General features: G+C 68.2%; 12 protein-coding genes. 3 read left to right on the top strand and 9 right to left on the bottom strand.

The window, feature by feature from the left end; translation table 11 throughout:
- Position 1: 1 nt before the first annotated feature.
- The gene (locus V8J36_RS19690; protein ID WP_336469029.1) at positions 2 to 937 is read left to right on the top strand and encodes an AEC family transporter; all 936 of its coding nucleotides are present in this window, start codon (positions 2 to 4) and stop codon (positions 935 to 937) included.
- Between the two features lie 102 nt (positions 938 to 1,039).
- Positions 1,040 to 1,693, top strand: a complete 654-nt coding sequence (locus V8J36_RS19685; RefSeq protein WP_336469028.1) for a GntR family transcriptional regulator — start codon at positions 1,040 to 1,042, stop codon at positions 1,691 to 1,693.
- A 51-nt stretch (positions 1,694 to 1,744) separates the two neighbouring features.
- Here the strand turns inward: V8J36_RS19685 and V8J36_RS19680 are convergent, their stop codons facing one another.
- The 7 genes from V8J36_RS19680 to motA all read right to left on the bottom strand — a co-directional run bounded on the left by V8J36_RS19680 (position 1,745) and on the right by motA (position 10,556).
- The gene (locus V8J36_RS19680) at positions 1,745 to 2,665 is read right to left on the bottom strand and encodes an ABC transporter permease (RefSeq protein ID WP_336469027.1); all 921 of its coding nucleotides are present in this window, start codon (positions 2,663 to 2,665) and stop codon (positions 1,745 to 1,747) included.
- 97 nt (positions 2,666 to 2,762) lie between these two features.
- Positions 2,763 to 4,037, bottom strand: coding sequence for an ABC transporter permease (locus V8J36_RS19675; protein ID WP_336469026.1), 1,275 nt, complete (start codon positions 4,035 to 4,037; stop codon positions 2,763 to 2,765).
- Positions 4,038 to 4,104: 67 nt separating this feature from the next.
- Positions 4,105 to 5,172: an ABC transporter substrate-binding protein gene (locus V8J36_RS19670; RefSeq protein WP_336469025.1), complete on the bottom strand. Its 1,068-nt coding sequence runs from the start codon at positions 5,170 to 5,172 to the stop codon at positions 4,105 to 4,107.
- 101 nt (positions 5,173 to 5,273) lie between these two features.
- Positions 5,274 to 6,380, bottom strand: coding sequence for an ABC transporter ATP-binding protein (locus tag V8J36_RS19665; protein ID WP_336469024.1), 1,107 nt, complete (start codon positions 6,378 to 6,380; stop codon positions 5,274 to 5,276).
- A 335-nt stretch (positions 6,381 to 6,715) separates the two neighbouring features.
- Entirely contained in the window at positions 6,716 to 9,205 is a 2,490-nt protein-coding gene (locus V8J36_RS19660) for a Hint domain-containing protein (RefSeq protein WP_336469023.1), read from the bottom strand.
- A 62-nt stretch (positions 9,206 to 9,267) separates the two neighbouring features.
- Positions 9,268 to 9,687, bottom strand: a complete 420-nt coding sequence (locus tag V8J36_RS19655) for a hypothetical protein (RefSeq protein WP_336469022.1) — start codon at positions 9,685 to 9,687, stop codon at positions 9,268 to 9,270.
- The gene (gene motA, locus V8J36_RS19650) at positions 9,687 to 10,556 is read right to left on the bottom strand and encodes a flagellar motor stator protein MotA (protein WP_336469021.1); all 870 of its coding nucleotides are present in this window, start codon (positions 10,554 to 10,556) and stop codon (positions 9,687 to 9,689) included. The genes V8J36_RS19655 and motA overlap by 1 nt, the downstream gene beginning before the upstream one ends.
- A 219-nt stretch (positions 10,557 to 10,775) precedes the next feature.
- On the opposite strand from motA, the gene V8J36_RS19645 reads away from it, so the two are divergent.
- A complete protein-coding gene (locus tag V8J36_RS19645; protein WP_336469020.1) occupies positions 10,776 to 11,855 on the top strand; it encodes a hypothetical protein in 1,080 nt (359 codons plus the stop codon).
- Between the two features lie 82 nt (positions 11,856 to 11,937).
- Here the strand turns inward: V8J36_RS19645 and V8J36_RS19640 are convergent, their stop codons facing one another.
- Both V8J36_RS19640 and V8J36_RS19635 read right to left on the bottom strand, forming a co-directional pair.
- Positions 11,938 to 12,987 (bottom strand): flagellar motor protein MotB, encoded by a 1,050-nt coding sequence (locus V8J36_RS19640; protein ID WP_336469019.1) that lies wholly within the window; start codon positions 12,985 to 12,987, stop codon positions 11,938 to 11,940.
- A 138-nt stretch (positions 12,988 to 13,125) separates the two neighbouring features.
- Positions 13,126 to 13,551: a MucR family transcriptional regulator gene (locus tag V8J36_RS19635; protein WP_336469018.1), complete on the bottom strand. Its 426-nt coding sequence runs from the start codon at positions 13,549 to 13,551 to the stop codon at positions 13,126 to 13,128.
- Positions 13,552 to 13,613: the final 62 nt, after the last annotated feature.

Here is a 13,613-nt window from a genome sequence, read left to right as displayed (position 1 = left end):
CATGCAGGCACTCACCGACGCGATCCTCCCGGTCTTCGTTCTGATCGGGTTCGGCTGGATCGCGGCCTGGCGCGGCGTCTTCGGCGAGAGCGCCGTGGATGGCTGCATGAAATTCGCCCAGACCTTCGGGATTCCGGCGCTGCTGTTCATCCAGCTGTCGCGGCTGGACCTCGGGCAGACCTTCAGCATCGGCCTTCTGGTCAGCTTCTACGTCGGCGCCTTCGCCGGCTTCGCGCTGGGCTTCGGCGCCGCGCGCGCCGTCGGCCGCCCGGCCACGGATTCGGTCGCGATCGGCTTCTGCTGCCTCTTCTCGAACTCGATGCTGCTTGGCGTGCCGATCACCGAACGCGCCTTCGGTCCCGAAGCGGTGCCGGGCGCGCTGTCGATCGTCGCATTGCATTCGCCGCTGCTCTACAGCTTCGGGATCTTCGCGATGGAGCTTGCCAAGAGCCGCGGCCAGAACGTGCCCGGACCGCGGCTGGCCCTGCAGGTCGTCGCCGGCATCCTGCGCACGCCGATCGTGCTGGGGGTGGCGATGGGCCTTGCCGTCAACGTCACCGGCCTGCCCCTGCCCGGCCCGCTGGTCGGCGGGATCGAGATGCTGGCCCGCGCCGCGATCCCGGTCGCGCTTTTCGGGCTTGGCGGCGTCCTGTGGCGCTATCGCCCCGAGGGCGACCTGCGCCTGATCGGAGTCGTCGTCTGCGCCGGCCTGATCCTGCATCCCGCGATCACCTACGGGCTGGGCCATTTCGTCTTCGACCTGCCGGTGAACCACATGCGCGCGGGGGTCCTGCTGGCGTCCATGGCGCCCGGCGCCAATGCCTATCTCTACGCCAACATGTACGGCGTCGGGCGACGGGTCGCAGCCTCGTCGGTTCTGATCTCGACCGCCCTTTCGGTGCTCACCAGTTGGGCATGGATCGGCCTGCTGCCCTGAGGGCAGACGCTTTCGCGTCACCAAGGGCTGTATACGCGCGATATCCGGGCGATATTCTCTCATGATCCGGCCCGAGCCGGTGCAGGGGAGAGAGAGCAACGCATGACTGAACAGACGGACCGCCGCCTGTCGGAAGAGGCCTATGACCGGTTGACCCGCCACATCCTGGCGGGTGCCCTGCCGGCCGGAACCCCGATCCAGGAACGGCCGCTGTCCGAGGAACTGGGCCTGTCACGCACGCCGATGCGCGATGCGCTGCTGCTGCTCGAGGGCGAAGGCATTCTCGAGCGCGACGGCAAGCGGCTGCGGGTGATGACGATGGACATCAGCCGCTACATGGAAAACCTCGCGATCCGCAGGCTGCTTGAATGCGAGGCCGCACGGCTGGCGGCGGGGCGGATGGATCCCTCGGAGCTCGACGCGATGGAGGTAGAGTTGCAGCGCCTGCTTGCCCTGCACCGCGCCGGAGCCGAGCTGGGCCGGGCCGAGGTGCGCCGGATCGACGAGCGGCTGCATTCGGCGATGGCGGCGGCGGCGGGGAACGCGCAGCTGGGCGAGATCGTCGCGGGGTTGCGGATGAAGACCCATCTCTTCGACCTGCGCAGCCTGCCCGAGCGGTTCCTCGAGACCTGCGAAGAGCATCTGGCGATCCTCGCGGCGCTGCGCGGCGGCGATCCTGCCGCAGCCTCGGCCGCGGTAGACCGCCATATCACCGCGATCCGCGCCGCGATCATCGCGCGGCTGCTGCCGCGCTGACAATGATGGCAAGGCCGGAGGGCGCGGGCGGGGCCGCGCCGATCCGCGAGGTCAGGAGGGGCTGACGCCGCGCAGCTTCTCGCCCCGCCGGCGCAGCAGCTCGACCGTGGCCAGCAGCAGGATCGAGATCACCACGAGGATCGTCGCAACGGCAAGGATCGCCGGGCTGATCTGTTCGCGGATGCCGTTCCACATCTGGCGCGGGATCGTCTGCTCGTCGGGCGCGGCGATGAACATCACCACCACCACCTCGTCGAAGGAGGTGACGAAGGCGAAGAGCGCGCCGGAGATCATGCCGGGCAGGATCAGCGGCATCGTCACTTTGCGGAAGATCGTCACCGGCGAGGCGCCGAGCGAGGCGGCGGCGCGGGTCAGCGAATGGTCGAAGCCGACGAGCGTCGCGGTGACGGTGATGATCACGAAGGGGATGCCGAGCGTGGCATGGGCCAGCACCACGCCGAGATAGGGGATGCCCCAGCTGCGGATCTGGATCGACGAATAGAAGAAGAACAGCCCCGTCGCGGTGATGATGATCGGTACGATCATCGGCGAGATCAGGATCGCCATGATCGAGCGTTTGAAGGGCATCTCGGGGCGCGACAGGCCCAGCGCGGCCAGCGTGCCCAGCACCGTGGCGAGCAGCGTCGCGAAGAAGCCGACGACCACCGAGTTCTTGGCGACCTGCACCCAGGTCGCGTGCTGCCAGACATCCGCCCACCACGAGGCGCCGCGCTCGGCCTCGGGCGCCTGCATGCCAAAGGTGAGCAGCAGGTCGTACCAGCGCATCGAATAGCCGGTCGGGTCGAAGGACAGCATCTTCTCGGTGAAGGTGAAATAGGGCTCGGCGTTGAAGCTGAGCGGAATCACCACGAGGATCGGCGCGATCAGGAAGATGAAGATCGCCGCGCAGAGGATCTTGTAGGTCCAGTGCCAGGCGCGTTCGAGCGGCGAGGCGTAGATCGGAAGGGCCATGGGGTCTGTCCTCTGGGCCGGGCCGGGGCCGGGGGCGCTGCCCCCGGACCCCCGGGATATTTGAGCCAGTGCGAAAGCGGGAAGGCGGCGGGCGCCCTCAGCCGAGCTTCATGTTGTCGATGCCGACCAGACGGTCGTAGAGCCAGTACAGCAGCAGCACCGCGGCCAGAAGGATCGCGGCCAGCGCCGCGGCCATCGACCAGTTCAGGCTGTCCTGCATGTGGTAGGCGATCAGGTTTGAGATCAGCTGGCCCGAGGCGCCGCCGACCAGCGCCGGGGTGATGTAGTAGCCGACGGCGAGGATGAAGGTCAGGAGCGCGCCGGCGCCGATCCCGGGCAGGGTCTGCGGCAGGTAGACGCGGCGGAAGGCCGTCCAGCTGGTGGCGCCGAGCGAGCGAGCAGCGCGGACATAGCTGGGCTTGATCGTGCGCATCACCGAATAGAGCGGCAGGATCATGAAGGGCAGCAGGATATGCACCATCGCGATGATCGTGCCGGCCTGATTGTACATCATCCGCAGGCGGTTGCCGTCGTCGAGCACGCCGCCCGCAACCAGCATGTTGTTCACCACGCCCTGTTCCTGCAGCAGCACCATCCAGCTGGTGGTCCGCACCAGAAGCGAGGTCCAGAACGGCAACAGCACGAGGATCATCAGCAGGTTCGACTTCGCCAGCGGCAGCGTCGCCAGAAGATGCGCGACCGGGTAGGCCAGCAGCAGGCAGATGACGGTGATCAGCCCCGACAGCAGGAAGGTCTTGATGAACAGCGGCACATAAACCCGCCGCCCCTCCTCGACCCGGACGATGTTGCCGGCGGCATCGCGCGTCATGTCCAGCGCGGCCAGATAGAAGCTGGTCGTATAGGCCGAGGACGCGGTGCGCATCACCTGCCAGAGCTGCGGATCCGTCCACTTCTTGTCCAGCGCCGGGACCGAGGTCGCGAAAGGCGGCTTCAGGTCATCTGCCTTGCGCGCCGAAGAGGTGAAGAGCGAGCGGGTGCCGCCGATCTCGTAGTTGATGCGCGTCCCGACCTCGCCCGCGGTCTTGTTCTCGCGGCTCAGCTTCAGGTCGGCGGCCAGCGCCGCCCAGGCGGCCTCGTCCAGCGGAGTGCCCGACGGGTTGTCCGCGAACCACAGCCCGACATTGGGCATGCTGCGCGCGAAGCTGTCATTGTGGATCGAGCGATAGAGCATCTGCCCGATCGGGAAGATGAAGGTGATGACGATGAACAGCAGAAGCGGCGCCACCAGGATCGCCGCGCGGCGCTTGGCCCGCGCCTGCGCGCGTCCGAGTGCCTGCTTGAGCGGCACGCCCTCGGCCGTCGTCAGCCGCCCGGGAGCCGAAGCTCCGATCTCTGCAGAAATATCCGCCATGTCGCCCCCGCGCGCCGTCGTGCAGTGTGACCGCAGCAGCCCAGCCGCTGCGGTCGGTGTCGTGGTCTCAGCTGGCCAGCCAGGCGTTGAAGCGCTCGTTCAGCTCGGTGTCGTGATCGACCCAGAACTCGTAGGACGAGGCCAGCGCATTGCCGAGGTTGGCTTCCGCGGTGGGCAGGAACGGCGCCATCTCGGTCTTGCCGTCGTTGTAAAGCGGGTACATCGTGCCCGACGACTTGCGCGCGGCGCCGTAGCTGATCCAGGCGGCCTGGTCGGCCAGCGGCTTCGAGCCGGTCGCGAACTGGATGTACTTGATCGCCTCGTCCTTGTTCGGGGCGCCCTTCGGGATCACGAACATGTCGTATTCGTAGACCTGACCGTCCCAGACGGTTTCGAAGGGTTTGCCCTCGGCCACGGCAGCGGCGAAGATCCGGCCGTTATAGGCGGTGGTCATCGCGACCTCGCCATCGGCCAGCAGTTGCGGCGGCTGGGCGCCGGCTTCCCACCAGACGACATCCTTCTTGATCTTGTCGAGCATCTTGAAGGCGCGGTCGACACCCTCGGGGGTGCTCAGCGTCTCGTAGACGTCGGCGGCGGCGACGCCATCGGCCATCAGCGCCATCTCGAGGTTTGCCTTGGCGCCCTTGCGCATGCCGCGCTTACCCGGGAACTTCGTGGTGTCGAAGAAATCGGCGATGGTCTTCGGCGCTTCCTTCATCTTCGAGGTATCGTAGGCGTAGACGGTCGAGAACACGATGTTCGCGACGCCACAGTCGGTCAGCGCGCCGGGCAGGAAGTCCTCGGTCGCGGCGGTGCCATCGGCGCCGGCCGGCAGGGTGCTGTCGTCGAACTCTTCCAGCAGGCCCTCGTCGCACAGACGCACGGCGTCGGCATATTCGACGTCGGCCACGTCGATGGTGACGTTGCCGGCCTCGACCTGGGCCTTGATCGGGGTCGCCGGGTTATCGGCGGCCGAGGTGTTCACGGCGATGCCGGTCTCGGCGGTGAAGGGCTTGTTGTAGGCCTCCACCTGGCTCTTCTCGTAGGCGCCGCCCCAGGACAGCAGCGCGACATCCGCCTGCGCGGCAAAGGCCACGGCCGACAGGGCGGTGGACAGGATGAGCACTTTCTTCATTTCGGATATTCTCCCGTTGGATCAGTCTGTTGTCGGTCCGCCTGTTGTCGGCGGCTTCTCGTTCGGTGCCCCGCGTGATGCGGGTCACCGCCGTTCTCAGGTCACACCACGTCCAGCGCGCGGGCGTCGGCCGGATGCCAGCCGATGCGCACGCTCTGGCCCGGGACCAGCTTGGTCTGGCCAATGGTGTTGCGATATTTCATGACGAAATCGTTGCTTCCGGCCACTTTCAGCCGGGCGCGCAGGATGTCGCCCATGTAGATCACCTCGAGCACCTCGGCGTCGATCGTGTGCGCGCCGGCGGGCATCATCTCGGGCTTGAACTCGACGCGCTCGGGGCGGATCGAGACCAGCGTCTGCTGGCCCTTGTTGCGGATGTTGACCGGGGTCGCGTCGATCGCCTCGCCGGTGGCCAGACGCACGATCGCCTTGTCGTCGTCGAAGCTCTCGATGGTGCCGGGCAGCTTGTTGTTCTCGCCGATGAACTGGGCCACGAAGCTGTTCTTCGGACGCTCGTAAAGCTCGGCCGGCGGGGCCAGCTGCTGGATGCGGCCGTCGTTGAACACGGCGACGCGGTCCGACATGGTCAGCGCCTCGCCCTGGTCATGCGTCACGTAGACCACGGTGATGCCCAGCTGGTCGTGCAGGCGCTTGATCTCGAACTGCATGTGCTCGCGCAGCTGCTTGTCGAGCGCGCCGAGCGGTTCGTCCATCAGCACCAGCGCGGGGTCGAAGACCAGCGCGCGGGCCAGCGCGATCCGCTGCTGCTGGCCGCCCGAAAGCTGCGCCGGACGACGGTTCACGAACTTCTCCATCTGCACCATGCCCAGCGCGCGCAGGATCTTGGCCTCGCGCTCGGCCTTGCCGATGCCGCGGACCTCCAGCGGGAAGGCAAGGTTCTCGCCCACCGACATGTGCGGGAACAGCGCGTAGTTCTGGAACACCATGCCGATGCCGCGCTTGTGCGGCGGGACCGAGTTGATCGGCCGGCCGGCCAGCTTGATCTCGCCGTTGGTCGCGGTCTCGAAGCCGGCAAGCATCATCAGGCAGGTGGTCTTGCCGGACCCCGAGGGGCCGAGCATCGTCAGGAACTCGCCCTTCGCGATGGTCAGGTTCAGATCCTTCACCACGAGGCTTTCGCCGTCATAGCTCTTCTGGACCCGTTCGAATTCGACGAATGCCGCGTCGGCGGTGCTGGATGCGGTCAAGTCTTGCTCCCCGAAGTCGGACGTTTGCGTCGCGTTGTTCGTTCTGTCCGGGAACTCAAGCAAAACGCCTTGGGCATTTCAACTGGGCTCTCATCGCTCCGAACGAGCCGGATTGGGCCCCAAGGCCGGGGGGGAGGTCGCCCCGAAAGCGACAGACTGCGGCCTGCATGCGACAAGACCGATGCCCCGCAGGGGGTTGCGACGGCGGCGTCAGCGCGTGCCGATTGCCGACAATGCGGCCCGCATTTCAGATACGCCCAAGCCTTGGTCAGCTGCCGCCCCCGGCCGACGCGAGAACCGGCGCGGCAAGAACGTTGCAGGCTGCGAATCACCCGTCATGATTCGCGACTCACGGCCATCAGCGGCCGCAGCGCCATCGGCCGCAGCGGGCCTGCCAGATCCGCCAGCTCGCGCCGGCGCAGTACCGGAAGCGCGCGCGGGCCATAGACCGGCTCGACCGGGGCGAAGCCCAGCACAGCCCGCGCCAGCCGCGGATGGGCGCGGATCAGCGACAGACGCAGCTCGGGGCCAAGCCCGGCCATCGCGACCGGGCCGGGCCACAGGGTCTCGACCGGCACGCCCTGCGCGCGGATGATCGCGTGACGGGGCAGCAGCAGGTGGCAATAGGTCACCTCGCGCGCCCCGCGCGCGATGCGGATGCCGGGCACGCCATGGTCCGCCAGATGCCCGGCCCGGACCAGCCGCGCCCCGCCGGGATGCTGGATTGCCAGCGCATGCAGTTGCGACAGGCGCAGCGCCCGATCGTTGCCAAGGGTGCCGGCGCGGATCTCGACCGGGGCAAGCCGCGGATCGGCCAGCAATGCTGCCCGCCCGACCCGGCGCCGCCCGAGCCAGAGCACCGGCTGCGCCCCCTGCCCCAGCGTCTCGACCAGGCTGCCCGGCCGCAGGTCCTCAACCGGACAGGGCCCCTGCGGCGTGTCGATCAGCGTCCCGTCCACAAGGCAGGGGATGCCCATCGCCTGCAATTGACCCGGCGCCTGCACAGTCGCCGCGCTGATCCCGGCCAAGGTGACCGAACTGCCGTCGGGAAACACCAGCAGCGCATTCCCGAAGCCGTCATCGACCACGGTGACGTCCCGCGCGACGATCGGATCCCCCCCGGCGGTGCGCAGGGCCGAGACATCGAACTGGTCCGCGGTCCTGCCACCCGACAGGGTCATGTCGAAATCGGTGATCAGGTCCTGCCCGCCCGCCGGCAGGAAGCGGAAGACGTCGTTTCCGGCGCCGCCAGTCAAAAGGTCGTCGCCGGTGCCACCGCCGAGCGTGTCGTTCCCGGTGCCGCCCAGCAACGTGTCGGCGCCACTGCCGCCCAGGATCAGGTCGTCGCCCGCCCCGCCCGACTGCGACATGTTGCCCATGCCGGCAGAGCCGTCGATCGTGTCGGACCCGCCCCCGCCGACCACGGCCTCGATTTCCCAGAACGTGCCGGTCGCGGTGCCGCCATCGACGGTATAGCTCCCAAGCTCCCACCCGGTGACCAGCAGGGTCAGGTGGTCCGAACTGCCCATGTACGAGAAGTCGAGCCTGTCGATGCCGCCGTCCTGCTCGCCCCCGAAGATCGTGTCACTGCCGTCGCCCGAGATGACATAGAACGCGTCGGCCCCGGCCTCGCCCCACTGCGTGTCGTCGCCGGTGCCGCCGCCGATGTAGTCGTCGCCAGTACCGCCATAGATCGCGTCGTTGCCAGCCTCGCCCAGAAGGACGTCGCTTTCCGACCCGCCGAACACCGTGTCGTCACCCGCGCCTGCCTGCACCCAGTCCGCGCCCGCGCCGCCGTCGATCAGGTCGTTGCCACCCTCGGCGTAGATGGCGTCATTGCCGGCATCGCCGAACAGCGTGTCGTTGCCGTTGCCGGACCACATCGAATCGTTGCCGTCGCCACCGTGATAGACATTCGGGCCCGGGTCGCCGACGACGCCGGTGATGTCGTCGATCCGGTCGTTGCCCGCGCCGCCGTAGACGGTGTTCGACCCGGTACCGGCCTGGATGTTGTCGTCGCCCGCGCCGCCATCGATCCAGTCGTTGCCGCCCTCGGCGTTGATGACGTCATTGCCGTCGCCGCCGTAGATCGTGTCGTTGCCGTCGCCGGAATAGACCGTGTCGGCCCCTGCCCCGGCGTCGATGTAGTTCGGCCCGATCAGCCGCGGCCCGACCACGTCGTCGATGTAGTCGGCCCCGTCGCCGCCAGAGACGGTGTTCTGCCCCGCCCCCATCAGCAGCGTGTCGTTGCCATCGCCGCCCAAAATCGAGTCGTTGCCTGCCCCGCCCGAGATGCTGTCGTTGCCCAGCCCGCCCGACAGGGTCTCGTTCCCGCTGCCGCCGGTGATGGTGTTGGCCAGCGTCTGGTCGTAGGTCAGGCTGTCGAAGGCGGAATACAGCGGGTTGTCCAGCGCATCGACATTGTTCACCGCGGTGATCGTGTACTGCACGCCCGGCGTCACCGCGCCGTCGATCACGATGCCCTGATAGACGCCCGCGATCTCGACCCGGTAGAGCTTCAGCGTGCTGCCGTCCGGCGCCGTGGCGACGATCTGGTCCTCAAGATAGCCGACGCCCGACCCCAGCGTGTTCCCGGCCGCGTCCTTGACCACCAGTTGCTGCAACGGGTCGTCGCCGATCTCGTTCAGCAGCGCGTCGCCCTGAGCGATGCCATCGACATCGGTGAAGATGAAGGTCAGCGCATTGACCTGCTCGGTCCACTCCGGGTTCAGGTAAATCAGCGAACCCGCCTGCACCGCGGCCCCGCCGACGGTGCTGAACGCCCCCGGCGCGACGCCGAGGAAAACATGGCTTGTCGTGGTCATGGCGCCTCACCCCTGCAACGGCAGGAGCATCCGCCCGCGACCTTAAGATGGAGTTGAGCGGCTCAGCCGCGGCGCCAGCGGGTCAGCGCCGCCTCTTCCAGCGCCGCCGTCTCGCGACGGGTGGCTTCGTCGGCGCGCGCCTCGGCCTCTGCCGCCTCGAGCCGGGTGAAGACCTGCTGCTCGCGGAAGCGCTCCATCACGCGGTCCTGCTGCTCGGCCGCGCGGCGTTCCAGCCCGCGGGCCTCGGTCTCCATCCGCGCGTGTTCGGCGCGCATCGCGCGGACGAAGCTGCCGACATAGGGCGCGGTCTCGATGCCGCCGACATGGGCCTCGGTCTCGAGCCGCGACAGGATCCGCTCCTGCCCCTGCCGCAGCGCGCCGATCTTCGCGCGCAGCGCCCCCAGCCCCTGCGCCTCGTCGCGCAGCTTCTCGTCCGCCAGCCGGCGCATCACCGAAAGCGCGTGATCGCGGCGCGAGGCCATTATGCGGCCATCGCCAGTTCGCGCTGCGCGGTCTCGACCTCGGCGAAACCGGGCTGCATCGACGTCGGGATCGAGCCGCGGCCGATCTCGACGCAGATGTTGGGCGAATGGCCGGCGACCATGGCCACGATGATGTCGCGGATCACGTTGTAGAAGGCGCCGTCCTCGTCCTCGATCTGCTTCAGCCGCGCCGACATCGGCGAGACGATGCAATAGGCCAGGAACACGCCCAGGAAGGTTCCGACCAGCGCGCCGCCGATCATCAGGCCCAGCACCGCCGGCGGCTGGTCGATCGAGGCCATGGTCTTGATCACGCCCAGAACCGCCGCGACGATCCCGATCGCCGGCAGGCCGTCCGACACGGTCTGCAGGGCGCCCGCGGGGGCGACGGCCTCGTGATGGTGCTTCTTGAGCTTGCGGTTGATGACCTCTTCCATCTGGAAGGCGTCGTCGAACTGCATCGCGATCATCCGGAAGCTGTCGACGATCAGGTCGGTCGCGAAATGCTCTTTCTGGATCTTCGGATACTTGCTGAAGATCGGGCTCGAGTCCGGGTTCTCGATATGCTCGTCCAGCGCGAGGATGCCCTTGGTCTTGTAAAGCCGGCTCAGCTCGAACATCAGGTTCAGAAGGTCGGTGTAGTCCTTCGCCTTCCACTTGCTGCCCTTGACCGCCTTCAGAAGCCCGCCCGCGGATTTCTTCGCCATCCCGAACGAGTTCGCCATGATGAAGGCGCCCAGCGAGGCGCCACCGATCATCATCCCCTCGAAGGGCAGCGCGTGCAGGATGATCTCCATCTTGCCGCCCGACAGCATGAACCCCCCGAAGACGAGGCCGAAGACGGTGACCAGGCCGATGATGATCGTCATGCTGGGGAAGCTCCGGAACGGGATGCGGCGTCAGGGGAAGGTTTAGGTTTCACGATTGGCGACAGTATGTCGGAAAAGCGGCCCGACTTGGCAATCCCCGGCAGTTATCCACCACCAAGTGTTGTGTAAAAGCTGCGTCCGAATTGACATCTATAGTAGCCGAGCCTAGCTTTTGTGGTCAATTACCCTCGCACGGGACGGCGATTCCCGGAGCTTTCCATGACCACGAGCGATGCCTTTGCCTTCCTGCCGGGCGCCGAGGATTTGGCCCGGATGTTCCGCGGCTGGCCCGTGGACATGCGCCTTGCGCTCTGCCTCGAGGCCGGCGGCGCCTGTTCGGCCCTGCTCTACCGTGCCGAGGAATCGGACCGCATCCTGCCGCGCATCGCCGCGGCGCTCGGCAGCGCCCCGGCCGAAACGGTCGTGGTGCCAGAGCTTTCCGGCGCCCGCACCCGCCCGCTGCGCTTCTCGGAAGAGCAGCGCCTGCTGGCGCTGCTGGCGCTGACCGCCGAGGAACGCGGGCCGGAACAGCTTCTGGAAGCGGCCGAGGATTATTCGCTGAACTTCCGCTTCGCGCTGGAAGAGGGGCTCGACCCCACGCGCTTCGTGGCCCCACGCCCCGCCCACCCGTCGCCCGCGCCGCAGGCCCTGGCCCCGAACGCGTCCCCGAATGCGGCCAAACCCCCCTTCGCGCACCGCTTCTCGGCCCAGTCCTTCGCGACCGAGGCCGCGCCCGCAGGCTATCGCGCCCTTGCCCCCGAGGAGCGCGCCCGTGCCCGCGCGCTGGACTGCGAGATCCGGCTGGAGCCGCGCGGGCTGGTGGTGATCGAGACCGAGCCGGGCACGCCCGAGGACAGCCGCCGCGCGCCACGCGCCCAGACCGTCTACCTGCGCGATGACCTTGGCGCCTTCGCCCTGCGCCTGCCCGAGGTCGAGACCCCGGCCGGCGACCTGCCCGAGCGCTTCACGGTCGAGGCGGCAGCCCTGACCGAGGCGCTGACCACCCCGCTCGAGGCCGGGCCGCTGCGGGCGCGCGTCACGGTGATCGGCGATCATGTCCATGTCCTGCCCGGGGCGCCGGTTCCGCGCGCCGAGGCGCCCGAACCCGCTGCGGGCTCGCTGATCGGACCGGTCGCGCCGCGCGGCCGCGGGCTGGCCCGGGTCGTGCGCGGCGGTTTTGCGGCGATGGGCCTGTCGGCGATGCTGGCGGTGGCGCTTCAGGCGGCGACGACCACCCGCGAGGCGCCGACCGAGATCCAGCGCCAGCTCAGCGACCTGCGGGCACAGATCTTCCGCTGAAGACTCTTTCACAGCGCAAACCCGGACCTTCTCGAAAGGCCCGGGCTTCGCTCGTTGTCAGGACGGCGCGGGCTGCGCCCGGTCAGAGCACGTCGGCCGACTTGGTTTCCGCCGATGCGCCGACCGGCAGGTCTTCCTCGCCGCCCACGGCGCGGTCGCGATAGATCAGGTGCACGGTGATCCGGCGGTTGGTCGGATCGCGCGGGTCGGCGGCGTTCAGCGGCTCGGTATCCGCCAGGCCCGAGATCCGCACGATCCGGCGCGGATCGACGCCGGCGGCCATGAACACCCGGCGGGTGGCGTTGGCGCGGTCCGAGGACAGTTCCCAGTTCGAATAGTCGCGGCTGCCGGTATAGGGCACGGCATCGGTATGGCCGGCGATGATCATCTGGTTCGGCAGCGCGGCGATGGCGGCGCCCAGCTTCTCCATCAGCATCTCGGTCTCCTGCCCCGGCCGGGCCGAGCCCGAGGCGAACATCGACTTGCCGTTGCGGTCGATGATCTGCACCAGCAGGCCGTCGGTGGTGCGTTCGAAGCGGACGTTCTCGCTCAGGCCCTTCAACTCGGGCGAGTTGGTGATCTGCTCCTGCATCTTCTGCGCCAGCTCGGCGAATTTCGCCTCGTCCTCGGCGCGGCGCTCGGCGGCGGCCTTGGCCAGCTGCTCGGCGCTGGGTTCCGGATCGTCGGCACTGACAGGGGCCGAGGCCGAATTCGCGGCCATCTGCTGCGCGGCGCTCTTGGCGAGCCCGGCCCAGGTGTCCTGCGCCGCCTGCACCTGCGTCTGGTTGGCGTCCGAGGAATGGCCTTCGGCATAGGCGTCGCCCTGCTTGCCGTCCGAGGTCACCGGCGTGCGTTCCGCCGACAGCGTGCCCAGCGTCGCGTCGCTGGTGCCGGCCAGCAGGCCGAAGCCACCGGGGCCGTTGGTCTGGGTGCTCGCGGGCGAGAAATAGTCGGCCAGACCGTGGCGGGTCTCTTCCTCGGTCGCGGACAGGATCCACATCAGCAGGAAGAAGGCCATCATCGCGGTCATGAAGTCGGCATAGGCGACCTTCCAGGCTCCCCCATGGTGGCCGTCGTGGCCGTCATCGACCACGCGCTTCACGATGATCGGTGCCGTGTTGGGAATCGCCATGATGAAATCGTCCTCAAGCCTTCTGCTCTCGGCCGGACCATGGCGGGCAATCGCGCCGAAAAAGCGGCGCAATTGGGTTAACAGATGTCTAATTCCGCGGCGCGGCGCAGCCGCCGGAAACCGGCCGGGGAAGCGCGCTCAGGCGCCCACGCGGGCATAGCGCCCAAGGCCGACATCGCGGGCATGGCGGGCCTTGCGTTCCGAATAGCTGGGCGCGACCAGCGGCATGTCCTCGGGCAGCGAGAAGCGACGGCGATACTGGTCCTCGGTCAGGCCATGCTCTGTGCCCAGATGCCGCTTCAGCATCTTGAAGCCCTTGCCGCAGCACAGGCAGTAGACCTTGTCGCGGGTGACCGCCTGCGCGACCGGCAGCGCGGGCGCTTCGGGGCCCGCGGCCGTGGCGGGGGCATGGGCCGCTGCCACCGGAACAGAGCGCGCAGTCCGGCTCGCGACCGGTTGCGGGGCGGATCCGAGTTCTTCCCGAAGCCGCGCGACCAGACGCACGATATCCTCGATCCCGGTATCGGGCCGGGCAGCGTAAGAGGCCGCGATGCTCGCGATCATCTCCGCGGTTTGGTCCGGTTTCTCTGTCACGCATTCCCCGCTGGCGCCGATTCCCGTCCCGG

Source organism: Frigidibacter sp. MR17.14, from assembly GCF_037095735.1.
GTDB lineage: Bacteria > Pseudomonadota > Alphaproteobacteria > Rhodobacterales > Rhodobacteraceae > Frigidibacter.
This window is presented reverse-complemented; position numbering and strand designations above follow the sequence as displayed.